This is a genomic window from Rhodococcus sp. ARC_M5 (assembly GCF_022810405.1).
Taxonomy (GTDB): Bacteria; Actinomycetota; Actinomycetes; order Mycobacteriales; family Mycobacteriaceae; genus Rhodococcoides; species Rhodococcoides navarretei.
In genome coordinates this window covers 93,744-118,166 of record NZ_JALGQE010000010.1, presented here as the reverse complement: position 1 = coordinate 118,166, position 24,423 = coordinate 93,744, and the positions used below count along the sequence as shown (strand labels likewise).

At 62.0% G+C, this 24,423-nt stretch carries 19 protein-coding genes and 1 pseudogene; 8 read left to right on the top strand and 12 right to left on the bottom strand.

Annotated elements, in window-relative coordinates; genetic code table 11:
* Window positions 1-416 precede the first annotated feature (416 nt).
* Entirely contained in the window at window positions 417-1,808 is a 1,392-nt protein-coding gene (locus tag MTX34_RS16925; RefSeq protein WP_243610154.1) for an MmgE/PrpD family protein, read from the bottom strand.
* A 1,418-nt stretch (window positions 1,809-3,226) separates the two neighbouring features.
* Here MTX34_RS16925 and MTX34_RS16920 point away from each other — a divergent pair.
* Window positions 3,227-4,573, top strand: a complete 1,347-nt coding sequence (locus MTX34_RS16920) for an MFS transporter (protein WP_243610153.1) — start codon at window positions 3,227-3,229, stop codon at window positions 4,571-4,573.
* The gene (locus tag MTX34_RS16915) at window positions 4,570-5,289 is read left to right on the top strand and encodes an alpha/beta hydrolase (protein WP_308198542.1); all 720 of its coding nucleotides are present in this window, start codon (window positions 4,570-4,572) and stop codon (window positions 5,287-5,289) included. The genes MTX34_RS16920 and MTX34_RS16915 overlap by 4 nt, the downstream gene beginning before the upstream one ends.
* A 600-nt stretch (window positions 5,290-5,889) precedes the next feature.
* On the opposite strand, the pseudogene MTX34_RS16910 reads toward MTX34_RS16915, so the two are convergent.
* The 5 genes and pseudogenes from MTX34_RS16910 to MTX34_RS16890 all read right to left on the bottom strand — a co-directional run.
* Window positions 5,890-6,450: pseudogene (locus tag MTX34_RS16910) on the bottom strand (hydantoinase B/oxoprolinase family protein); the annotation flags it as partial.
* A gap of 183 nt (window positions 6,451-6,633) precedes the next feature.
* Window positions 6,634-7,455 (bottom strand): ABC transporter permease, encoded by an 822-nt coding sequence (locus tag MTX34_RS16905; protein WP_243610152.1) that lies wholly within the window; start codon window positions 7,453-7,455, stop codon window positions 6,634-6,636.
* Window positions 7,455-8,279 (bottom strand): ABC transporter permease, encoded by an 825-nt coding sequence (locus MTX34_RS16900; protein WP_243610151.1) that lies wholly within the window; start codon window positions 8,277-8,279, stop codon window positions 7,455-7,457. The genes MTX34_RS16905 and MTX34_RS16900 overlap by 1 nt, the downstream gene beginning before the upstream one ends.
* Window positions 8,276-9,085, bottom strand: coding sequence for an ABC transporter ATP-binding protein (locus MTX34_RS16895; RefSeq protein ID WP_243610150.1), 810 nt, complete (start codon window positions 9,083-9,085; stop codon window positions 8,276-8,278). Before MTX34_RS16895 ends, MTX34_RS16900 begins: the two co-directional genes overlap by 4 nt.
* Window positions 9,086-9,115: 30 nt before the next feature.
* Window positions 9,116-10,132 carry an ABC transporter substrate-binding protein gene (locus MTX34_RS16890; RefSeq protein WP_243610149.1) on the bottom strand — a complete coding sequence of 339 codons (1,017 nt, stop codon included), beginning with the start codon at window positions 10,130-10,132 and terminating at the stop codon, window positions 9,116-9,118.
* A gap of 317 nt (window positions 10,133-10,449) precedes the next feature.
* On the opposite strand from MTX34_RS16890, the gene MTX34_RS16885 reads away from it, so the two are divergent.
* The 6 genes from MTX34_RS16885 to MTX34_RS16860 all read left to right on the top strand — a co-directional run bounded on the left by MTX34_RS16885 (window position 10,450) and on the right by MTX34_RS16860 (window position 16,473).
* Complete coding sequence (locus tag MTX34_RS16885) at window positions 10,450-11,193, top strand: FadR/GntR family transcriptional regulator (protein WP_374639858.1); 744 nt, start codon at window positions 10,450-10,452, stop codon at window positions 11,191-11,193.
* A gap of 132 nt (window positions 11,194-11,325) precedes the next feature.
* Window positions 11,326-11,874: a MaoC family dehydratase gene (locus MTX34_RS16880; protein ID WP_222073815.1), complete on the top strand. Its 549-nt coding sequence runs from the start codon at window positions 11,326-11,328 to the stop codon at window positions 11,872-11,874.
* Window positions 11,871-13,088: a CaiB/BaiF CoA-transferase family protein gene (locus MTX34_RS16875; RefSeq protein ID WP_243610147.1), complete on the top strand. Its 1,218-nt coding sequence runs from the start codon at window positions 11,871-11,873 to the stop codon at window positions 13,086-13,088. The genes MTX34_RS16880 and MTX34_RS16875 overlap by 4 nt, the downstream gene beginning before the upstream one ends.
* A complete protein-coding gene (locus tag MTX34_RS16870) occupies window positions 13,085-14,455 on the top strand; it encodes an MmgE/PrpD family protein (protein WP_243610146.1) in 1,371 nt (456 codons plus the stop codon). The genes MTX34_RS16875 and MTX34_RS16870 overlap by 4 nt, the downstream gene beginning before the upstream one ends.
* Window positions 14,456-14,479: 24 nt before the next feature.
* Complete coding sequence (locus MTX34_RS16865) at window positions 14,480-15,643, top strand: acyl-CoA dehydrogenase family protein (protein ID WP_032393088.1); 1,164 nt, start codon at window positions 14,480-14,482, stop codon at window positions 15,641-15,643.
* Window positions 15,640-16,473 carry a CoA ester lyase gene (locus tag MTX34_RS16860; protein ID WP_243610145.1) on the top strand — a complete coding sequence of 278 codons (834 nt, stop codon included), beginning with the start codon at window positions 15,640-15,642 and terminating at the stop codon, window positions 16,471-16,473. The genes MTX34_RS16865 and MTX34_RS16860 overlap by 4 nt, the downstream gene beginning before the upstream one ends.
* A gap of 133 nt (window positions 16,474-16,606) precedes the next feature.
* Here MTX34_RS16860 and MTX34_RS16855 read toward each other — a convergent pair whose 3' ends face one another.
* From MTX34_RS16855 to MTX34_RS16830, 6 genes are all read right to left on the bottom strand, one after another.
* Window positions 16,607-17,416 (bottom strand): MaoC family dehydratase N-terminal domain-containing protein, encoded by an 810-nt coding sequence (locus MTX34_RS16855; protein ID WP_243610144.1) that lies wholly within the window; start codon window positions 17,414-17,416, stop codon window positions 16,607-16,609.
* The gene (locus MTX34_RS16850) at window positions 17,416-18,651 is read right to left on the bottom strand and encodes a CaiB/BaiF CoA-transferase family protein (protein ID WP_243610143.1); all 1,236 of its coding nucleotides are present in this window, start codon (window positions 18,649-18,651) and stop codon (window positions 17,416-17,418) included. The genes MTX34_RS16855 and MTX34_RS16850 overlap by 1 nt, the downstream gene beginning before the upstream one ends.
* A 29-nt stretch (window positions 18,652-18,680) precedes the next feature.
* Window positions 18,681-20,039, bottom strand: coding sequence for an MFS transporter (locus MTX34_RS16845; RefSeq protein ID WP_243610142.1), 1,359 nt, complete (start codon window positions 20,037-20,039; stop codon window positions 18,681-18,683).
* 23 nt (window positions 20,040-20,062) lie between these two features.
* Entirely contained in the window at window positions 20,063-21,067 is a 1,005-nt protein-coding gene (locus MTX34_RS16840; protein ID WP_243610141.1) for a hydroxymethylglutaryl-CoA lyase, read from the bottom strand.
* Window positions 21,064-22,344, bottom strand: coding sequence for a hydroxymethylglutaryl-CoA reductase, degradative (locus tag MTX34_RS16835; protein ID WP_222099951.1), 1,281 nt, complete (start codon window positions 22,342-22,344; stop codon window positions 21,064-21,066). Before MTX34_RS16835 ends, MTX34_RS16840 begins: the two co-directional genes overlap by 4 nt.
* 138 nt (window positions 22,345-22,482) lie before the next feature.
* Window positions 22,483-24,405 carry a GAF domain-containing protein gene (locus MTX34_RS16830; protein ID WP_243610139.1) on the bottom strand — a complete coding sequence of 641 codons (1,923 nt, stop codon included), beginning with the start codon at window positions 24,403-24,405 and terminating at the stop codon, window positions 22,483-22,485.
* Between the last annotated feature and the right edge of the window lie 18 nt (window positions 24,406-24,423).

Below are 24,423 nucleotides of genomic sequence, written 5' to 3'. Positions count from 1 at the left end.
CGGTCAACCCCAAAGCACCCGAACCGAGGCTCGTTGGCACGGGAGTTACGTTCGGTCCGTCCGTAAATCGCTCCCCTTGTCGAGGCGGGCGGACTCCTCCCTTGCGCATGCAGGGAGCCGATCGGCACCGAGAATCTCATCAAGCCGTTGATCCAGCGTGGTGGAAGAATCCGCCCGGCGGCCATCGTCGGGCAGGGTGGGCAAGCTTCAGCGCTATCCGCGCACCCTCCTATGCCGTACACGGTACTGCGAATCCGGTGAAATCCGTTGCCACATAGCACGGAAAGGATTCACTGCCTTCACTGCAAAGTCCAAGAGATGCCTTGCCTACTGCACGGTCATCGCGTTCACCATGGTCTTGGATGGAGCATGTCCCGCCACTACGACAGGGGTGGCCACGATCGGTCTCGTGACGTTCAGAACGATGTGACGGCTGCTTCAGTGCCGAACGTGATGTTGGCGGTGAGTGCCAGAATGCCGTCGAGCCGACTCTCGTCAGATAGTCCGAAAACTCTGTCTGCCAATTCTTTTGCCAATGGATGGCCACCGCAGTTCGCGGTGAACTTGGCTCGTAGATCCTCGTCTGTCAATGGGAAGGCGGCTCCGCCACGACTGCCGGGCACGGTACCAACAAGCACCTGACCATCTGTCAGTTTCACAACTACGCGACCCGGAGCGGCCACTGCCGGTCCGTCGGTCGGCGCGTCGATGACGCGCACCATGCGCGCCGTCGCCATGACGTCGGGCCTTCCGATGGACTCTTCGGTATAAGTGCCGATGTCCACAGCAGAGTCGTGCAGAAGGGCTGCGACGCTCCACGGTAGATCGAATTTGGCGTCGTACGTGCTGACCGGGGGCGTAACGCCCGCACTGTCTCGGCAGACGAAGGTCCGTGAATCCGGGTGCACGTGTACTTCGATGTCCGAAATCTTCGAGGCATCCACATTTTTCGCAGATACTGCGGCCGAGATGGCATCGAGCGTGACATGCATCAGTTGGCAACTCGGATAGGACTTGATTCCAATATTGGCAGTTTCCCAACGGCTCCCGAGCGCGTCAGTGATGACGGAGAGGTCGACGGCGCGACGGGAAAATGTGGCATAGAGGCCCCACTTTCCCTCAAGCACAGAGTGCGGGCCCGTCGCCCCGGCCTGCGCCAGGCGAGCGGCGATGATGCCGTTCAGTGCGGAGTTTCCAGGGTGCAATGACTTGGTGTTGGCGTCAGTCTCGAGGAACTCCATGAGCCCGCTGCTCGACGAACCCGCGATTCCTAGACCGGCGATCAATTGCGCAGTTGTCAGACCCATAAGGCGTCCGGACACCAGCGCAGCGGTCAAGGGACCCACTACCGCGGTGGCGTGCAGGCCTCCCGCGTGGAAACCATGTGGGCTGACACTGCCGAGCCGACAAGCGGTTTCGAGTCCGACGACGCCGGCGAGTAGAACATCTGCACCCGTCGCACCGACTTGTTGCCCGACTGCGAACGCTGCGGGCAATGTGATCGCTGTTGGATGGACTACGCCGCCTGCGTGTGTGTCGTCGTAGTCTATGGAGTGCACCAGAATCGCGCTGGACATCGCGGCGGCAGGCGCCGAAAGCGCACGCGTTCCGGTCAGCGGTTGTGCCTCTTCGGGCCCGCCCAATGATTCAGCGACCGTCCAACCAGGCACCCCGTATCCGAGGCGCCTGGCTGCAATCGCATTTCCGATGCCGTCGAGCAGATGCCGCGTTGCACTGTGCTGCACCTCGGTAGGAATGGCACCGAGAGTCAAACCGTGTGCCCAATGGACCAGTTCTGTCGAGTTCATGCCGTCGTCTCCGCGTCGATAGTTCCGAATGCGCCTTGTGCGCTGGGTTCTGCGGTGCGCTGTCGTCGTAGCCGAGATGATCTGAGTTTCGGGTACAGGGTGCGCCCGCACAGAGCGGTTCGATCATCGTGATGTCGATAATCGCGAGCTTCAAGTGCCGTTCACAGTCTTGCCTAGGAGTGAAATGCAAAGTGCAACAAGTGATGTCAACCAAAAGTATGAGACGACATGACTTTCCGTCTTCAGGTTCTGCGAGGCAAGAGGTTGGAATAATTCTGGTTGGTGGCCATCGGCAGCAGCCAAGATGAGGTGTTGCCGATGCCGATGATGTTGCAACTCAACGGAGGTCGATGAGCGTCACGCTTGATGCGATGTGCGAAAACCGTCCCAGGACGGGCTTGACGCATCGACACTTCCTTGCCTACCTCCGCGACAAGTGGTCAATTCCGTCTTGCCGACCATAAACATCGGATGTATCAGGTGTCAAGGGCTGCATTGATGGGTGGCATGCTGGCGCTGAGGGCCGGTCGTGCGTGAATCCAGATATGGATCGAGATCAATTATCTGATGTATGCGCATCCCGAGGCAGGGTCGAGCATCTCAGATGTGGTCCATCTGTAGGTAATCGTCGACGAGATGATCGAGGTGTCGCCGCATAAGCGACATTGCCGCAATGGACTCACCCGAGGAGGCGACTTCGGGGACAGCACGGTGATCAACGCCCGACGCACTTCCGGAACGCGTCGGGTGCGTGGTCGCGTCCGGATCTTCCGCCATGCAATCAAAAGACGGATGCGGCGACCGGGCTCGACAACGAATTTGCTGAAGCTGGTAATTCGCGGGTGATTTGGGTCAGATTTCGACCGGCCAGAGCGCTAACGGCCTCACGAGTCGTGCTGCGCCCGAGATCGAACTCCTCGCTGTTCGACGCCAGTGGGGTAGACGCGCATCTTGCTGCAGCTCACCGTGGAGGCTTCGCTCGGGAAGGTTGGCAGTCAGGGCCGCGTGCGTCGTGACCAACTTGCCTGGTGCGCCGTCTCATGTGTCAGGGCATCGTCAAAGATCAGATGTTTAACCTCGAACGTCCGTCTGCTGGCCGCGCTAAGCCCACCAAAACACGCCGAAACGCACCCTTGACGGCCTAAACCTCATATGATTACAGTGACCTTGATGTAACGTGCATCTCATTGCGGAGGCAATGTGGTCAGCCTCTCAACTTCTTCATCACGGTCGCACCATTCTCTAACCACCCTTGCGGAATCACGCCTGTGCGAAATTACCGACCTCGATCACCACAACCCACGAGTCATCCACGACAATGCTGCCCACAGGGCACTGGAGAAGCTATGACACATCAGCACGTAGTCAACTCGGGGCCTCGTCTCGACCGACTACCGATATCGTCTTTCCACTGGTCAATGCTTGGGTTGATCGGCGCGGGCGCGTTTATCGATGCCTTCGACATCTACCTCGCCGGCGGCGTGATAGCCGCCATGGCCGACGAAGGCTTCTCCACGATCGACCAGAACGCCATTTTCATGTCTGCGACGTTCGTCGGAATGATGGTAGGTGCTGCAGCGGGTGGGCTCGTCGGAGATCGGTGGGGTCGAAAGGTCGCCTATCAGTACAATCTCCTGATCTTCGGCTTGGCGTCGCTTGCAGCCGCATTCGCGCCGAACATCGAATTTCTCATCTCGATGCGTCTGATCATGGGGTTGGGCCTGGGAGCTGAACTTGTTGTGGCAATGGGCATGCTGGGTGAATTCGTCCCGCCGGAGCGCCGCGGACGATGGGCAGCGATGTTGTCAACGGTCATCGCGACCGGACTTCCGGTGGCCTCTGTGGTGGGCCTGTTCGTGATCCCCAACTTGGGGTGGCGATACATGTTCGGCATTGCAGGTGTTGCCGCCATGGCCGTCTGGGTCGCCAGAAAAAACATGCCGGAGTCGCCGCGCTGGCTCGAAGCTCAAGGCCGTCACGAGGAGGCCGAAGAAGTGATCGCCAGCATCGAGAAACGGGTCGCAGCGTCTCATGGGCCTCTGCCCCCTGTGCGGTCGGATCAACACCTGACTCAGAAAAGAACTCAATCGCGGACGCCACTGAGTGCTCTCTTTGCTCGTGGGGTGCGAAGCAGGCTGTTCGTCGCATCCCTGCTGATTGTGACGATAAACGTGACCGTCTACGGATTTGTATCCTGGATCCCGACATTCTTGGTGAACCAAGGCATGTCTATCACCGGATCGCTCGCGTTCACCACTGCAATGAGTGTCGGCGCGCTCGTGGGGTCGCTGGTGTGCGTAGTGCTGGCCGACAAAGTTTCTCGCACCAAAGGACTCATCTTTTCCTGCGCCGCGATAATCGTTTTCGGAATCACATTTGCGTTCGCACGTGAAGACATATTTGTCATCGGACTCGGGTTTGCTCTCGTCACCGCGGTGTACTTCTTCGTTTCGCTCGGTCAGTTCGGTTACACGCCAGAGCTGTTCCCGACCCGCTTGCGTCTCAGGGGTACCGGATTTGCCAGCATGTCGGGTCGCGCCGCTGCCATTGCAATGCCCTTCATCACGGTGGCTCTGGTCAAGTATTGGGGGCCAGAGGCAGTCATCGCTCTCGTCGTCCTGCTGATCCTTGCTCTCATGGTCGGTCTTCTTGCGTTCAAGGTCGACACCGTCAAGCAGTCATTGGAAGATATTCACAAGGCCCCGTTGCCTACCGAAACGGCGTTGCCTACCAAAGCCACTGACAAGTCGTCGAGGTTGCAGTGACAACAAAAACGTATGTTTTGGTGCACGGGGGGTTTCACGGCGGATGGTGTTGGAACGACGTTGCCGCTCGGCTGCGGTCCGAAGGACACGCGGTCACAACACCGACGCTGACGGGTTTGGGGGAACGCAGTCACCTGCTGAGCTACGACATCACCCTGGAAACTTTTGTCCAAGATGTTGTCCAGCACATCGAATATGCCGACCTCAATGATGTTGTGCTGGTGGGCCACAGTTTTGGCGGCGCAGTGGTCACAGCAGTCGCCGATCGAATCGCCGAGCGTATCGACCACCTTGTCTACATCGATGCAATGATTCTGTTCGACGGCGAAACTCCGCTGAGTCAACTCGACAATGCATCCGCGGCTGCCCGTGAAGCGCTTGCAGTCGACAACGGTCGCGCAGTGGTGTTACCGAACTTCGATACCACGTCGTTCGGTATTCCCCTCGATCATCCACAGGCGGAATGGATTAGGAATCGCTTATCACCTCATCCGTTTGCTACTTTCACTACCTCGGTTCGGCTGCACCACCCCGTCGGGAACGGAATCCCTGCCACGTATGTCGCTGCTACCGCACCCTCGTACGCTCCGTTGGCAGATGTTCGGGCCTGGATCCAGGCGAACCGGGACTGGAACTGGATCGACATCGACTGCGGGCACGACGTAATGATTCTCGAACCTGAACGTACCGCGTATATTCTGTCGAACATTCGGTGACGCGTGCCGCCACGGACGAGTGTGACGGAGCTGATGAAGGGCGTGGACTTTTCTACCTACAGCTGCGCCTGGCGCTATCTCAACGCCGCCGTGGCCTGTCGGTGACCCCGGTGGAGCTGGTTCGGACGACCAGTCTTCAAACCGGGCGTCCGGACCATCTCCCGTGCCTTCGCCGACGTTGGACGGATGGCTGGAACAGCAATAACGCCTCATGCTCGAACGGGACCGCCCATTGACATCGATAGGAGCATCCGAAGTAGGGCCAGTCCCTCCTCGACAGCGACACGAGTTGGTTGTTGGTCAGGTGTACTGCTTATGCCTCTTCGTCGATGTCTTCAAGCACAGGCCTGGTCTCTCCGCCAGCATGCGATCCATGAGCTGTACGAATCGGGGGGCGTCGACGACGTCGATCTGAACCCCATGCTCGCGTCTCATGCTTCCCGACTTCCCGAAGGAGCGGTTCGCACCGATGACAAGTCGCGGAGGTGCCTACAGCGACCTGGTTCCCGCACACATGGAGCACGGAGACAACGTGGTGTATCGGACGGACCTGCCGCGGTAGCGCCTGGCACCGCCGGAATCTTCAGCCAGACCGAGCTATTCAACGAAACGGGAGGCGGCTTTCGGTGAACTCGGTGGGCAGCTTGCGAGAATCGGGCACGACACAGATGGTGTCTTCGCTGTCCACATAGTGGTGCCCACCCGAACCGTCGCCGGGCACCTCCGGTACGACGTATCAGTTGCCGTCGCCGTACTCGCCCGTGTAACGGATGGTCTCCTGATCGGCAGGCATGTTGCCGTCCACTGCTTGCGCCACGACGCCGGCGAGCCCACCGAGCAGACGCAGGATGACGAACATACGAGCATTGGTCGGAGCCAGGAGGATCGGCGTGCCTTCGTTCGGGAACTTGATCTCGATGAGTGAGTGAGATGACGCCCTCGTGGACCTCGAGCTCGGCCATAGGTTTGGGGGATTCTGCGAGGTCACGGAGCATCGGCGCAAGCCCTTTGGCGAGAGAGTTGCCGTCGGCATAATCGCCGCAGTGATTGATCGGGCCCTTGGCATGCGGTCCGGTCCCGGTGGAGTCGACGATGAGGCGTTGGGGCGCCCTGATCCCACAGCTTGGTCGGCGGAACTATCAAACGCTGGTCGTGCACAATGGTGGCCCTGGACGGCATCGCTGTTTGCGAAAGTCGGAGTATGCGATTAGCTCTGGCATCTCTATCAACTACTGCTAGCTTCGCGCCGCAATAGTGACCGCTCTAGGTGGGCATCATTGGCTCAGAACTGTTCGACGCCCTGGGGCATAACCAATCGATTCAGCAGCGATACGCGGGTCTCCTTCACCGACCGCCGTATTTCGACGTGATGCGGCTTTCCAACCACTGCAGGGCAATCGTTGGTGGTAGTGCCATCACCAGGATCAACACGACGGTACCCATGATGTTCTCCATGCGCACCAGGCTGACGTTGCGAAGCAGTTCGTATCCGATGCCATTGGACGACGAAAACATCTCGGCGAGAAGCAGACCCAGGAAAGCCAAGCCGAATGTCATGCGCATACCGGTTGCCAGCGCGGGCAGCACTGCCGGAATCACGATCTGACGGATCAACCTGGGCCAGCTCACCTGCAATGATGCGGCCATCTTGAGGTGGATTCGTTGGACCGATGCTGTGGCCTCGACCGCGACGAGGAACATCGGTATGAAGGCGGCGTAGAAGGAGAAGCCGAATCGGCTCAGTGCACCGATACCGAGGAACGACAGGAAGATCGGGTACAGCACGATCTTCGGGATGCTGTTGATCGAGTAGACGATCGGGGCGATGGTTCTGGTCCAGAACGGGCTCAGTCCCAGCGTCAGCCCGAGCAGCGAACCCACGACCGTGCTGGCCAGAAACGCGAGCACGAGAATGCGCAGCGAGTCGCCGACATTGGCGCGGAAGTCTGCCTTGCCCAGGTCCTCGACGAGCGAGGCCATGGCCTCGGCAGGCGTCGGGAAGATGAGACTGTCGACCAGAACGGCCGCGACCCACCAGATCAGCACCGCGAGGACGGCCACGACCACGGGAGGGAGGAACCGTCGGGCGTTGTCGCGGCCTACGGACGAGACGGCCTTCGGGGGAGCGGTCGGGGCGGTGGCTACTCTGTCCAAGGTGCTGCTCATCAGCGGCGCCTCCAATCGAATCGGTTGAGCGCGAGAGAGATCAGCGAGGTCGAGAGCAATGCGATCAGCGCCACGATGAGGATCCCGGCATACATGTCGGCGATGTCGAACCCGTCGTAGGCAATGGAGATGAAGTGGCCCAGACCCTGCGTCGACAGGATGAACTCACTGGCCAACACCGAGATGACGGCGTACGAGAGCCCGAGCTTGAGTCCTGTCACGATGCTCGGCAACGCATACGGAAGCAGAACCGATCGGAAGTACTGCCACCGTGTGAGCATCAGTGTTTTGCCGAGCTTGGTGACGATCGGCGACACCGAGTTGAAGCCGGTACGTGCGTTCAACGCCACCACACCGAAGGCGAAGATGGTGGACAGGATGGCGATCGGAGCCACACCGGCGCCGAACAACACCACCATGATGGGGTAGAGCGCAAACGTCGGGACAGCGTAGTAGACGTTGAGATACGGCTGAAACGCTCTGTCCCACAACTCGTACCGCCACAGAACGTAGGCGGCGGCGACACCGAGCACAGAGCTGAGCACAAACGCCAGAACGATGATGCCGAGCGTCCGTCCCAACTCGTCGATCAGAAAGTCAGGGTCGGTCAGCAGACTCAGCGACGTCGAGATCATGTCGGTCACCGGAACGATGTCCAGCGGTGAGGCGAAGAACCGTGCCGAGATGTCGATGGCCACAAGTGCGGCGACGAGGATGAGCACGGTCCATCCCCATGCGGGGAGACCGAGTTGTCTGGAGGGGGCAGGCCGGATGTATCCGGGAACCACAGAGGCGCGCGTGCTCTCGCGCGTGGGGGCACTCATGGTTCGATGCTCATCGTCTTCTTGGCCTCGTCCCGTAGCCGCGACCAAATACGTTCGTGCAGAGCAACAGCCTCGGGACTGGCCAGTACATCTTCGGATCGTGGACGCGGGAGGTCGATGTCCACCTCGTCGATGAATCGACCGGGTCGCGCACTCATCACCAGCACCCGGTCCGAGAGCAGAACCGCCTCTTGGATGCTGTGGGTGATGAACAAGACTCCGCACGTGAGCTTTTCGACGATCTTGAGTAGCTCGTACGACATCACCAGTCGCGTCTGCTCGTCGAGTGCACCGAACGGCTCGTCCGCGAGAATCAGATCGGGCTCCATGGACAGGCAGCGCGCGATGGCCACACGTTGGCGCATACCGCCGGACAACTGGGTGGGGTAGTGGTCGCCGAACTTGCTCAGCCCCACAGTGTTCAGCAAGTCGTCGGCGCGGGACCGACGTTCCTTCTTGCCCACGCCCCGGACTTCGAGAGCGAACGCGACGTTGTCGCGGACGGTCCGCCAGGGCAACGTCGCCGATTCCTGGAAGATCACTGCCGTCTTGGACCGCGGGCCGGTCAGCGGTTGTCCGTCGACGTGCACGGTGCCGCCGTCGTGATCCTGCAATCCGGCGAACACCTCGAGCAGAGTGGACTTGCCGCAGCCACTGGGGCCGACGACGGAGACGAATTCGCCTCGGCCGATGGACAAGTCGATCTCGTGCAGGGCAGTCACGTCGCCGAAGTGTCGCGACACCGACGATGCGACGGCGATGGCGGAGGTGGTGTCGGGGCGGGGTCGAGTCGCTGCTTGGGTCACGTCGCTACCTTCTGGTGGTGGGAAATGCTGTCAGGAGTCGCAGTCGCCGGGAACATCGTTCTCGACTCCTTCGGCGAGGAACTCCGGGTCGAACAGAGTGCAAAAATTGGGTACGCGATCGCTCCCCGACGCTTCCACGCCGTCCTGGGCGGATTCGACGGACGCTGTATCGAAGCCGCCGCCCCACGTGCCGACCGAGGACGCGCGTTCGACCACTGCGGTGGCCGACTCGACGTCGAAGCCTGTGTAGTTCGCGTAGATCTGGGCAGCGGCAACAGGATCGGCCTCGATCGACGCGACCGCCTCGGTGTAGCCGGCGTTGATCGCGCGCACGACGCCGGGGTTGCTCGCGGCGTAGTCCTTGGTCGTGGTGATCGTCGACTGCAGGAACCGCGACATGTAGTCGGGACTACTGACGATCAGCTTGAAGTCCTCGGGTCGCTGTTCGGCGACGATTGAGGGGACGAGGGCGATATCGACGTTTCCGGCTTCGAGCAGTGCGAAGCCTTCACCGATTCCGCCGGAGGCAACCCGCTCGATCTGTCCCGGTTCGACGCCCGCGAGTGAGGGAATGAGGCGCGTGAGGGCGTCGGACGCAGAGTTGGGTCGGGTGTAGGCCCAGCGACGCACGTCCTCGATGGTGTTGATGTTCGGATTCGAGGCGAGCGCATAGAAGTTCATCGGATACGGCCCCTGGGTGCCGCCGCCGACGATGCGCAGCTCGGAGCCGGCCGCATCCGCCTGCACGATCGACGGGTAACTGACCTCGCCGATCGGGATGTTGCCGTCGAGCAGGGTTCGCATCGTCGCGCTGCCGCCCTTGCCCGGCACGATGTTCTCCACGATCACACCGTGCTTCTCGAACAGTCCCTGCTTTTGCGCGACAAGCCAAGGGATGCTGTAGATTTCGGCCGCTGCCGAGACGGTGACGTCGATCGTGACCGGGTTGGCCGGGTCCGCGTCGGGACCGGGATCGGATCCACAGGCCACCAATGCAGTGGACAGCGTCAGTGCTGCCATGATGGACGTGGCTCGGCGTAAGTGCATCTGCGTCCTCGCTGGATGATCGGCGTCGCACGGAATGGATGTAGTCCGCGTATCGCCGAGGTCTGGAATGTCGGGTGCCACAACGTCAGGTGTGGTGAGACCTAAGTAACAGCTGGCGTCTACCTAAACATAAGATATATAGGCAGTCAAGAGGCGCATATTTGGGCAACAACGCATCAATCTGCGCAGTTTCGGGCCTCAAAAGTCTGATGTATGACGTGGAATCGACGTGATGGCCGCTCTGCGAGTGATCGGTGCATGTCGATAGACCCGCCAGGCTAGGCTCGGGCCCATCGTCAGCCGTCGTCGAGAAGCAGGTGGAAAAAGTGGCCGAACCGGCATCGCTCAAGGGCTCAGCCAAGAGCGTCCCCGCGTACGCGGTTCTTGCGGGCCATCTTCGTGCTCGCATTCTGTCGGGTGAGCTGCAACCGGGAGAGCGGCTACCCGGCGAGGCCGAGCTGACCGCTGAATTCGGCGTCGGACGCAGCACCATCCGAGAAGCGCTCCGGTCGCTGGCCAGCCAAAATCTGATCGAGACGACCAGGGGAGTGACCGGGGGGAGCTTCGTGGCCGTCCCCAGCGTCGGGCACATCAGTGAGCACCTGGAAACCGGTGTGGCGTTGATGGCCGCCGCCGAGACCGTCACGGTCGATCAGCTGATGGAAGTGCGCAACCTGATGGAGGTGCCGGCCGCCGGCATCGCTGCGTTCCGCCGCACCGACGAGCATCTCGAGCAGCTCAACGCGTCGATCTTCGACCCCAACGACGTGCAGGGCCCAGAAACGTTCACCAAGAACCAGGAATTCCACCTGGTCCTGCTCCGTGCAGCGCACAACCCGCTGCTCGAGCTCATCACGGCTCCCGTATTCCGAGTGTTATCCGGCCGCTTCGGCCGCGACCACGCACCCGAGGGCTTCTGGCAGTGCGTCGACAGCGACCATCGCGGTCTGCTCGACGTGGTGGCCGCCGGGGATTCCATGGCTGCGATGGACCTGATGCGTAAGCACCTCGACCACCTCGGCGACTCGTACCGACAGATGGACCGACTGCGCACCTCCTGAAACATCTGCTCTTTACGGAGCGATTCGTCGCAAAACTTGTCGTCCACCGGTTTCGTCGAACCCTTGACGCCGTAAACATCTGATGTTTATGGTCTAGGTAAGGCACTCGCCAAACTGACACGAGGAGACACGGTGGCAATCCATCCGGCCGTTCTGGGGCGCTTCTTCGACGACTACGCCGTGGGGGACGTCTACCAACATCCCTTCGGGCGGACGATCTCGGAGACCGACAACACGTGGGTCACCCTGCTGTCGCTCAACACCAACCAGAACCACTTCAACGCGCATCTGGCGTCGCAGAATCCCATCACCGATGGGAAGGTCATCGTCAACTCCGGCTTCACAGTCTCTGTGGTGCTTGGGCTTTCGGTGATCGACATGAGTCAGAACGCGATCTCGAACCTCGCCTTCACCGACATCAAGATGTCTCACCCCGTCTACGCAGGTGACACCCTGTACGCCGAAAGCATCTGCACCGGGTTGCGCAAATCCGAGTCGCGCCCCTACGCCGGCATCGTTTCGATGATCACCCGCGGCCTCAATCAGGATGGCGTTGAGGTCATTTCGTGGAAGCGCTCGGTCATGGTCGCCACCCGCGACAGTGGCATCGGGCAGAACTACTTCCCCGAAGCGAAGAACGGACCGCTCGAACTCCCCACGACGAAAGACTCCGACGCATGAGGCCACTCGAAGACGTCCGCATCATCTCCCTCGAGCAGTACGGCGCAGGCCCGTTCGGCAGCCTGCATCTGGCCGATCTGGGCGCGGATGTCATCAAGATCGAGGACCCGAGTGTCGGCGGGGACGTCGGCCGCTACGTTCCGCCCTACAACGAGGGCGAGGACTCTCTGTTCTTCGAGAGCTTCAACCGGAACAAACGCTCTCTCTCACTGGACCTTTCGGCCCCGAGCGGTCGAGCGGTGTTCGAGGACCTCGTCCGCACCAGCGACGCCGTCTACTCGAACCTCCGCGGCGACGTGCCCGAGAAGATCGGCATCACCTACGACCAGCTCAAGCACCTCAATCCCGCGATCGTGTGCTGCAGCCTCACCGGCTTCGGCATGACCGGTCCGCGCGCGAAAGAGCCGGGCTACGACTACATTCTGCAGGGTCTCGCAGGCTGGATGAGCGTCACCGGCGACCCGGACGGCCCGCCCACCAAATCCGGTCTGTCCCTGGTCGATTACTCCGGTGGATTCGTCGCCGCGATCTCGCTGCTCTCGGGATTGCACGCTGCCCGACGCGACGGCATCGGTGGGGACTGCGACGTCTCGTTGTACGACACCGCGATGTCTCTGCTCACCTATCCCGCGACCTGGCATCTCAACGCCGGCTTCGAGCCGATCCGTACGAAGAACTCGGCCCACCCGTCTCTGGTTCCGTTTCAGGCCTTCGAGGCAACGGATGGCTGGCTCATCGTCGGCTGCGCGAAGGAGAAGTTCTGGGACCGTTTGGTTGTTGCCATCGATCGCCCGGACCTCGGTGCCGATCCACGGTTCAGCAACTTCTCGCTGCGCGGCAAGCATCAGGACGTGCTGCTGCCGATCCTGGAAGATGTGTTCGCCACCAATACCGTCGATCACTGGCTCTCGAAACTCGGCCCTGCCGGGGTTCCGACCGGGCCGATCAACGACGTCGAGCATGCGCTGACCGAACCCCACACGATTGCGCGCAATCTCGTGGTCGAGACCGATCATCCGGTGTACGACACGGTGCGTCAGGTCGCGTCCCCGGTCAACTTCGGTTCCGAGGCCAAGCAGTATCGCCGCGCGCCGCAGCGCAACGAGCACTTCGACGACATCGTGCGCGACCAACTGGGCTACGACGACGAACGGGTCGCGAAACTGAAGGCGGAGGGTGCGTTCGGTACGGCGAAGGACGAGGTGCGGGCGTGACCTCGACGATCCTGGCGGAGTGGGCATCGGGTGTCACCGTTGCCGATCTGTCCGAGGACGTCCGACACGCGGCCGCGCGTCACCTACTCGACGGCGTCGGCAATACCGTTGCGGCCCAACGTCTCGGCTATGGCCGACCGGGCTGGACGGTGGCCGACGCCCTGGGCGGGCCGCAGGAAGCCCGGCCACTCACTGGTACTCGCGGACTGTCCGCGCCGGCAGCCGCCTTCGCGACCGGGGTGATGCTGCACTCTCTGGATTTCGACGACACGCATGCGGGCGCACTGGTCCACGCGACGGCGGTATCGCTTCCTGCGGCATTCGCCGTCGGACAGCAGGTATCGGCCTCGGGTGCAGATGTGCTGACCGCCGCGGCTCTCGGTCTCGAAACCGCCTGTCGCCTCGGTGAAGTCAGTCCGCACGGATTCCACGCTCGCGGCGTGCATGCCACGGCAGCGGTGGGACCGTTGACGGCCGCGCTCGTAGCCGGACACCTCTCGAAGTTCGACACCGAGACGTTGGTCAACGCTCTTGGCATCGCTGGATCGTCCAGCTCGGGGCTGCTCGAGTTTCTCGATACCGACGCCGACACCAAGGCGCTGCACCCCGGATCGGCGAGCATGAACGGTGTTCTGGCTGCTAGACTCGCGGCCGCCGGTGCGACCGGTCCGTCGTCGGTTCTCGAAGGTCGACGCGGAATTTACGCAGCGCTGACCGATCGGCCGACGAACTTCGCGGCACTGACGGACGGACTCGGCACGCGGTGGGAAGCCACCCGGATCGGCATCAAGCCGTATCCGAGTTGTCAGCTGATGCACGTGACGCTCGACGCAGTGACGGAGGCGCTCGGGGACAGGGCGGTTCAAGCAAGCGACGTGGCCGATATCGAGGTGTTCGTTCACCCCGATTCGAGTCCGTTCGTGTGCGGACCCAACACCGGCGTCGCGTCGCCGCGCAGTACCTACGACGGCAAGTTCGACCTCCCGTGGAGTGTGGCTGCGTTGCTGCACGACGGAGCGATCACCGTCTCGACGTACACCGACGAATCCATCGGACGCGAGGACGTCCTGGTCACCGCCCGCAAAGTACGGGTGACGAACCTCCCGTCCGAGGTTCCCGCGGCGGCCGCGTCGGGCAGGGCGGTTCTCACGCTCACCGACGGACGAGTGCTCGACGCCTCCGTCGGCGGCAGTCAGGGATCCGCCGGGTTCCCGCTGAGCGACGACCGTCTGCTGGAGAAGTTTCTCGGCAACTGCGGCAACGACTCTCGTGCCACCGAGCTGGCCGACCGCGTCCTCGGGTTGGTCGACGAAACCGACTTGACCGCCATTCTCGATCTCGCCGCAGCCATCGCGCCGGCACCCTGACACTTCAACCGACAGGACATCATCATGGACTTCACGTACGACGAGCAGCAGACGGCCTTCCGGAAAGCATTGCGCACCTTCGTCGACAAGGAAATCATCCCCGTCGCGAACGAGTGGGAGAAGACGGGCCGATACCCCACGGAGATCGTCGAGCACATGAAGGCCATGGGCCTGTTCGGGATCACGACGCCTGAGGAGTACGGCGGCCTCGACCTCGACAAGGTCTCGTTCACCCTGGTGTACGAGGAGCTGGCCCGCGGATGGATGGGCGTCGCCGGCATTCTCGGCAGCCACAACCTGTCGTGCTGGATGATCGGCAAGCACGGCACCGAGGAGCAGAAGAAGACTCTGCTGCCCAAGCTCGCGTCCGGTGAGTGGCGAACGGGCGTCGGTCTGACCGAGCCCGGTGCCGGCACCGACCTGCAGGGGATCAAGACCACCGCCAAGCGCGACGGCGACCACTACGTCGTCAACGGTGCCAAGACGTGGATCACCAACGCACGCCACGCGAATGTGCTTCCGGTGCTGGTGAAGACCGACACCACGACCACGCCGGCTCACAAGGGCATGTCGCTGCTGCTGATCGACACCACGACCGACGGTTTCGAGGTGCAGCGCGACATGGGCAAGCTCGGTTACAAGGGCACCGAGTCGTGTGAGATCACGTTCACCGATGTGCGCGTTCCCGTCGACGCGGTTCTCGGTGGTGTGGAGGGTCGTGGTTTGCAGCAAGCACTGTCCGGTCTCGAGATCGGTCGCCTCAACATCGCCGGACGGAGTGTCGGTATCGCTCAGGCCGCCTATGATGCTGCGCTCGAATACGCGAAGCAGCGCACCGCATTCGGTCAGCCCATCGCCGAGTTCCAGGCCATCCAGCTCAAGATCGCCGACATCGCGACCCAGCTGCAGGCTGCACGTCTGATGACGTACTGGGCTGCATCACAGGCGGATTCGGGTAAGCGGGTGGACATGGAGGCCGGCATGGCGAAGTACTTCGCCTCCGAGGCCGCCATCACCGCCAGCCTCGAAGCCATGCGTATCCACGGTGGCTACGGCTATTCCACCGAGTTCGTCGTCGAGCGCCTCTACCGCGACGCCCCGCTCATGGCCATCGGTGAGGGCACCAACGACATCATGCGGACTGTCATCGCGAAGTCTCTCGTCGCGGGCACGGGCGTCATCGGATGAGGACGGCTCTGACCTACCTCTACGTTCCCGGGGACGTCCCGGAGCGCTTCGACAAAGCACTGGCATCGGGCACCGACGCGGTGGTGTTGGATCTCGAGGACGCCGTCACTGCGGCGAACAAGGATCACGCCCGCGCGACGGTGGCCGAGTGGGTTGCTGCCTGCGATCCGGGCGACGTGCAGATCTGGGTGCGGGTGAACCCAGGGCCATTGCAGGAGAACGATATTCGAGCGGTGTTGCACCCGAACCTGACCGGCATTTGGCTGCCCAAGGTGTCGTCTGCTCGCGAGGTGGAGCAGGCCGATGCTCTACTGAGTGGCAGCAGCGCGGTGGTCTCGCCCCTCATCGAGACGGCCGCCGGGGTGTTCGCGGCTCTCGAGATTGCTCGTGCGCCTCGGGTCAAGTTTCTCCAAATCGGGGAAGTGGACCTCGCCGCGGATCTGGGCGTCGACGGTTCCGCGGAGTCACTGTCATTCGCGCGTGCTCAGGTGGTGGCAGCCAGCGTGGCGGCAGAAATCGATCCGCCGCCTGCTGCTGTCTCGCGTAACTTCCGCGATGCGGATGCGTTCGAGGCTGATACGCGCACCCTGGCCGGTCTCGGTTTTGTCGGCCGTGCGTGTATTCATCCGGCTCAACTCGCGCCTGTGCGAAGGGTGTTCGTGCCGTCCGAAGACCAGGTACGGGAAGCAGAGGAATTGCTGGCAGACCTGGAACATGCCACCTCAGGAGTGGCCGTGGACAGCAAGGGATTCCTGATCGACGAGGCTGTGGCCCGAACTGCTCGCCGAGTGGTGGAGCGAGGAGCCGCGCGGGAGACAATCAGGACCTGACATCAGTCGAAAGCGGTGCGAAGCCCGACGCTCGCGGTGGCCCCACCGGTTCGAGGCGTCGTTCGCACCGCGTCGGCTGCGCCATAGGATTTGTACACGGTGCCGGATGAGGCGATCGGGGACTCCGGGTACCTCAGGTGTCGACACTCCCGCGAGCCAGTACTCCATCCTCGGAGTCCAGCAGGAATACTTCGCTACCGCTGTCGGTCTCGTTACCCACCATGCGGACAGCAGCATCGACGAACATCGGTGCTTGCATCTGAATGGAAAAGCTGCGCGGCCGCGCAGCAGTCTGTGATCGAAGCGCAAAGTCCAGCAGCAGCATTCGTATCAGGGGCCCGTGCACCAGTAGATCATCGAGTCCTTCGATCGATCGTGCCCAGTCTCGGTCGTAGTGAACGCGGTGAGTATTGAAGGTCATCGCCGAGTACCTGAACAATTGCCGTGAATCGAGAACAAGCGGTTCCGACCACAACCACTCGACGTCAGGTGCTGGTGTCGGGGGCTTGGCCGTGTCACCGGGCTTCGCGGCGTCGAGAAACACGTCGTGCCAGACACTCGATATCGCGAGTTCGCCATCCACTCTGTAGGTGCGTTCTACATCGGCGAATACAAGGCGTCCACCGCGCCCCTGTTTTTCAGTGATCGAGCCGGCCGTCACTGTTTGCTCTACAGCATCGCCGTAGTGGATCGGCCGGTGAAAGACGGTGTCCTCGCCCGCGTACATGCGTCGAGGCAGATCGACTACCGGTAGCACTCCGTCGTCGGCTGGGGAGCCGTCGGGCCGGAGCGCGTCCAGTTCGGCGTCGAATGGAAAGTAGATCCCCTCCCATCCTGGAGGAAGCTCACCGCTTGGGTTCGGCTCTGCCGCATCAGCAGCGAATGTTCCCCGGTAGGCGAGTGCGGGGGTAAGTCCTATCTCGTCGGTGCGGACCACTGCCATCAGACGACGCCATCATTGCGCAGGTCGGCTATTCGTTCCGCGGAGTACCCGGCCAATCCTGCGAGGACCGAGTCAGTGTGCTCACCAAGTCCGTTCGCTCTGCGTGCAGGGTTCGCGGGAGTAACGCCCATCTTGATGGGTTGCCCGAACATTCGGAGTGTGCCGAACTTCCCGTAGTCGGCTTCGACGATCATGTCACGTTCCGCGGTGCCCTCGTCGTCCACCACCTCACCGATGTTCTTGATGGCAGTGAGCGGGATGACTGCTCCAGCGAGGTCTTCGAGTTCGGATCGCTTTCGTCCGTCGAACCAGCTGATGATCAGCGGCTTGACTCTGCGCTCATAGACGTCGGGATCGAATCTCTTTCGCATGGTGTCGATCTCGGGATCGACCGCAGCCTCCGGTGTACCGAACAGTTCGCAGCTGGCGTTCCACAGCTTGTCGGTGTAGCCACCGAAGAACACCTGCCCGTCGGCGCAGGGGAACAGTTCGTACGGTCTCACCCAGGCATGTTTGTTTCCTGATGGCACTGCCGTCTTACCGTCGACGGTGTAGTCGACAACGGCTGTTTCTGTCATCGCCACGATGCTGTCGACCTGGGCGACGTCCACGAGCTGACCGACTCCGGTCCGCTCCGCGTGGCGTAGCGCCGTGAGTGCGCCGATCACACCGAACATGGTTGCCGAGAGGTCTCCGATGGTGACCCCGACGCGCACGGGATCCTCGCCTACCTGACCGTTCATCGACCACAATCCGCCCGCCGCCTGCGCAGTATTGTCGAACGCCGGACGTGTGCTGCGAGAGCCTGTTTGGCCGTACCCGGAAATAGCGAGGTAGACGAGCCTGGGATTGATCTCGGCCAACACGGCGTAGTCGATTCCCAATTTCTTGGTTGTGCCGGGCCGGAAGTTCTCGATCAGTACGTCGGCCTTGGCCACCAGGTCCTTCAGAACGGCTTTGCCCTCGTCGGCACGCAGATCGAGCGTCAGGCCCAGCTTGCCTCGGTTGTACTGGGCGTAATAGGCGCTGAACTCGTCGTCGTCGGTCTTCAGGTACGGCGGGAAGCCGCGAGCTACGTCGGGACCTGTCGGGTTCTCGATCTTGATCACGGTTGCGCCGAAGTCGGCAAACATCTGAGCTGCATATGCGCCGGCCAGCACGTGGGATAGATCGAGTACCACCACGCCGGACAAGGATCCGGCGTCGCCTACGAAGTCGGGAGCTAGCGAAGTCATAATTCTCTTCCGTTGATTCTCGGTGCAGATCAGCTGACGGGTTCGACGTCCGCGACCATGATGGGATCCAGTGTGTCTGCGTCGACCTTCGAGGGCAAAGTTTCGGGCAGGAATGCGATTCCGATCAATCCGATGATGCTGAGCCCCATCAGGTATGCGCCTACCAGCCAAGGGCTTCCGCCGGATGTCGCGACGAGTGCCGTGGCGACGAGAGGCGCGGTACCGCCGACTGCGGCTGCCGGGATTTCACGAGAGATTGCGATACCGCTCCAGCGAGCATTCGTCGGGAAGATCTCGGCGAGTAGCGCAGCGGAGACGCCGATCGTTGCGCCCTGGATGATCGCGAGACCGAGGACCAGGCCGACACCGACCAGCAGAATGTTCTCGGTCCCGTACAGCCAGAACAGCGGGAAGGAGAGGACGATGCCGAACACGGCCGCGCCGAGGAGAACTGGTTTGCGGCCAATGCGGTCCGCCAGTTTGCCGAAGTACAGAGTGGCAGGGATGGTCAGTAGCTCTGCGACGATCAAGGCGACCAATGCCGCTGTCGGATTGACGGTGAGCGTACCGGTGACGTAGGAGACCGAGAACGTCTGCACGATGTAGACCCACGGCAGCGTGAACGTGAACAGGGCCATGCCGCAGATCAGTACGCGCCAGTGGTTCTTGATGGCCCCGGCCAACGGGGAGTTCATCACGGCACCGTCTTTCTCGGCCTCCTCGAATGCGGCGGTCTCGGTGACACGCAAACGGAAATACAGTGCGAACGCGACGATCACGGCGCTGGCAATGAAGGGGACACGCCAGCCCCACGACAGGAACTGTTCATCCGGCAGCAAGGTGAGCAGGGCGAATGTTGTTGTTGCCAGTGCCATTCCGATATAGACCGAGGCACCGGGGAATCCGGCAGTGTACGCGCGGCGTTGGGGGTCGGAGGATTCGCTGGCCATGGTCATGGCACCTGCGAATTCGGCACCGGCTCCTGCACCTTGGAAGATACGCAGCACGATGAGCAGGATAGGTGCCCAGACGCCGATGGATTCGGCTGTGGGGAGGAGCCCGATGAACGTCGTTGCGACGCCCATCATCATCAAGGTGACCAGGAGCGTCATCTTGCGTCCGACGCGGTCACCGTAGTGCGCGAAGATCAGACCGCCGATGGGCCGTGCGCCGAACCCGACTGCGAATGCAGCGAACGCGCCCAGCATGCCGGCGAGATCTCCCGCACCGGGAAAGAACAACGGCGCGAACACCAGTGCCGAAGCGAGGCCGTAGAGGGTGAAGTCGTACCACTCGATGATGGTGCCCACCGAGCTGCCGATGACGGCATGGCGGCGCTGCTCTTTGGTTTTGGCGTCGGCCTCGGGGAGGCCTTGGGTGTTGGACATGTCAGTTCCTAGGGGAGATGCAATCAGCGGATGGGTGAGAGCGTTGTGTTGCCGTGCTGCGGAGCACCGGTGCGTGCTGCGGACAGAGCTCGAACGACTGCCGACGTGCTCGGCCGGTCCAGGCGCTCTGCGAGCCATACGGATACGTCGGCCATGGCGTGGAGGTCGATCCCGGTGTCGATGCCGAGTCCGTCGAGCATCCACACGAGATCCTCGGTGGCCAGATTCCCTGTGGCACCGCGGGCGTACGGGCAGCGGCCCAAACCTCCTGCAGACGAGTCGAATTCGGTTACCCCAGCCAAGAGTCCGGCGTAGACGTTGGTGAGTGCCTGCCCGTAGGTGTCGTGTAGATGCAGGGCAATCTGCTCGACGGCAATGCCGCGTTCGACAACAGCGTCGAGCACAGCATGTAAGTGCGCGGGCGTCGCGACTCCGATCGTGTCACCCAGTGACACCGAACCCACCCCCATCTGGATCAATCGTTCGGCGACATCGGCGACGCGTACGGGATCCACCGACCCTTCCCACGGGTCGCCGAAGCACATGGAGACGTATCCGCGAGTGGCTGCGCCGGCTGCCGCGGCACCTGCAACAACGGTCTCGGCCATGGACAAGGAATGGGCAACGGATGTACCGAGGTTGTTCTGGGCGAATGTCTCGGTTGCGCTGACGAACACGGCGATCTCGGAGGCTCCGGATGTCAGTGCTCGATCCAGCCCGCGTGCGTTGGGGGCCAGCACAACCTGACGGACTGACTGCGGCAAGTTCGCTTGTGCCATCACATCTTCGGCATCGACGAGTTGCGGCACCCAACGAGGAGAGACGAAGCTGGTGAGTTCGAGATTCGTCACGCCGGCTGCAACGAGTCGTCGGCAGAACTCGACCTTCGTCGCGGTCGGCACGATGTGGGGCTCGGCCTGCAAACCGTCGCGTGGACCGACTTCGTAGACGCGCACTGCTGCGGGTAACGCCGGATCACGATGAACGTCAGGTCGCGGGCTACGCGCGGCGTCGGGAACCGGCGTCATACCAAGCTGCCGTTGCGTAGTTCTCCGAGAACCAGTTCGGCGTGCTCGACGCGAATCGATCGGTCGCCGATCAACCGCTGTACGACATCGTCCAATTCGTCTGCCGTCGCACCGGCGGTGACAGCAACGGTTCTTGCATGCAGTCTCATGTGACCCTGTTGTATGCCCTCCGCAGACAACGCCCGACATGCTCCCAAATTCTGGGCCAATCCGACGGCGGCGATCACCGATGCCAGTTCGGTCGACGACGTGACACCGAGGATTTCGATTGCCGTCCGTGCAACCGGGTGTGCCTTTGTGGCACCTCCGACAAGGCCGACGGCCATGGGGACTTCCAGCGTTCCAGACAGGTGGCCGTCCGCTGTTTTCTCGAAATGCGAGAGTGCCGTATAGCGGCCGTCGGCACCGACGGCGTGCGAATGACACCCGGCCTCGACAGCGCGGGTGTCGTTTCCGGTGGCCAGCACCACCGCGCTGATCCCGTTCATGATGCCTTTGTTGTGAGTCGCGGCGCGGTAAGGATCCGCTTCTGCGAATGCAGAGGCATGGATGATGTTGTCCACCACTTCCGGCCCGCCCAGCAGGTCGCGATCGAACACTGCACGGGCCCGTGTGATGCGGAGGTCTGCCTTGTTGGTGAGAATTCGCAACAGCGACCGGCCGCCCGCGATGTCGGCGACACGCGGTGCTACTGCCTCGGCCATCGTGTTGACCGCATTGGCACCCATGGCATCTCGTACGTCGACGACGATGTGTACAACGACATGAATTCCCGTGCGGGTGGAAAGGACGCGGACCGTGAGGTCACGGGCTCCGCCGCCGAATCGGACGAGAGTCGGATCCTGTGCGTTGCACAACGAGAGGATGTCGTCACGGGCTTCGAGAATCCGGAGTCGAGCCGCCTCGGGATCCTGCACATCGAGCAACTGAATCTGTGCCTGCATGACCGGGCCGGTGTGCGAGACAGTGAAACCGCCGCGCGGACGAGTCATCCGGGCCGCGTTGCTGGCGGCCGCCACGACCGAGGGCTCCTCGGTTGCCATGGGCACCAGATACTCGCGGTCGTTGACCACTAGGTTGGTGGCAATGCCCACGGGGATGCCGAGCACACCGACAACGTTCTCGACCATGTGGTCGGCCTGCTCTACGGACAATCCTGTGGTGGGGTCCAGTGAGGCGAACGTCGAGAAATCGAGGCCGGTGCGATCCGACAGTGCGCGGCGACGTTCCACCGGTGACAAGTCTTTGAATCCTGCAATTCGACTACTGATCGGCACTTCGATCCTCCGCGCGTTCGGTTGGACCTGTCGGTGAAGACGAGGTTCTTTGGTGAGCGAGCGCAACGTTACGTACGGCATGTGACTTGGGATATGTAGTTTCGACACATTGATCGGCGCTCAAAATGGGCGCTGAACCTATGGGTGTGGACTGGTCGATACTCGCAGGGCCTCGAGTCGCACTGCCGTGGAGATACGGAACAGAGATTCGTCGTCACGCCAGTTGTCTCCGAGTATCAGTCTCACTCTGTCGAGTCGCTGAAGAATCGTGTTGGTGTGATAGTTCAGGGCCCGTGCAGTCTTTGTCGGGCTCGAATCGCTGCGGACGAACGCACGCAGTGTCACGAGAAGATCGGTGCCGTGAGCTTGGTCGTAGGAGATGACCGGTCCGATGATGTGGTCGATGAAGGTGTGTACTGCTTCGGGTTGCGATCCGAACATTGCGATGTACGGCAGGAACGCTTCGGTGGTGACCACCCGGTCGTCGATGCCCAGGGCTTCCAGCAATCGAGCAGTCCGTTGGGCGACCTCGAACCGTGCGGACAGTCGCTCGACCGAGTCGGCTCGCGGAGGAACGATTACAAGAACCGGGCTAACGCCTCCGGCGAGAAGCGACTGCCGTGCGTCCGCGGCCGCCTCGGCAGGTGCCGAACTGTGTATAAGTGCAACGAGGGCGTCCGAGTACGTGCTGACCAAGCCACCCTCTCGGAAGCGTGTCGTGATCAGAGATGTTGCGATCGAACGTGATTGAAGCGGGACAACGAAAAGCAGCACTGTGTCGAGAGTGGCGGCATCAACGTGGTGGGCGCGAGCGCGTCGATCGAAGTCGCGCCGGCGCCCGGCGGATGGGTCGAGTGCGTCCGCGATCAGTTCGTGTCTGGCGCGTCGGTCGGAGTCGTCGACTGCGTTCTGCTGCAACGTGAGTAGTGCAGCCACCTGTGCTGCCCGTTCGATCGTTCGGTCGTCGACCGGCCCCAACTCCAAATCGCCTGTACTGAGTAGGACTGCGCCGAAGAAGAGCTCGCCAGCGGTCACTGCCGCCACGACTTGAAAATCGGAGCCGTCGGACTCGATGTACGAGCAGTGGCCGGTGGCGCGACTGCGGTCGATGGCGAGGCGCACGATGCTCGGTGTGCTGAGAGTAGCCGGAATGTGTACGCCCGCTTCCGAGGAGGCAAGCACTCGCATGTCGGCATCGACGATGGTGACGTAGCGACCGAGAGCCTTCGCCAGAGTCGTTGTCACCTCGGTGAATCCGCCACCGACGAGCACTGCCTGCACCAACTCTTGATGGACGGTGTTGGAGCGATCACGCACCGCGACGTGGTCCGTCAGCCGGCGCAGCGCGCTGCGGGCATCATCCTCGGACGCGCGAAGGCGGGCGAGGGTGTTTGCAGATTGGAGGACGATCGACGCGTGGTCGGCGAGCGCCGAGAGCAGTGCGATCTGTTCGGGCGCGAAGACGTGCTCCTGCCGGGTGGCGGAGAACAACACGCCGAGAACCTGGCCCTCCGAGAGCATCGGTACCCCGAGTATGGAGACGATGCCCTCCAGGGACACGGCATCGTCGATGTCGGTGTCGTGAGTCCCCTCGTCGTATTCGCTGTAGCGGCGAACCCATTGCGCGCTTCTCGACTCGGCCACTCGGCTGGCAAGGCCTGTACCAGCAGGCACCCGCAAACGCCGAAACTGAGGAGTGACCGATCCATTCGTTTTCCGCACGTGCAGGTCCGCTGTTTCCGAGTCGAACTCGGACAAGTAGGTGACGTCGCTGCCCATCATGTCGTGTGCCCGGGACACGAGCCGTTCCAACAGCCCGTCTATGTCGCGGACTTCGGCGAGGTCGCGTGCGGTGGCGAACAGGGCACCGAGTTCGTACTCACGGCGGCGCAATCGAGTGAGCTCTTCGCGAGTCGAGCGAGCGCGGTCGAGAATGTAGGTGCGAGTCCGGTCATCGATCTCCAGTTCAGCGAGCAACGCTGAGAGGTCACCGTCGTCCGATACGCCCGATACTGCGTCGGCGATTCGGGAGATGACGCGGGATAGATCGAGGGTCGTCATGAATGCCGAGCCTAGTCA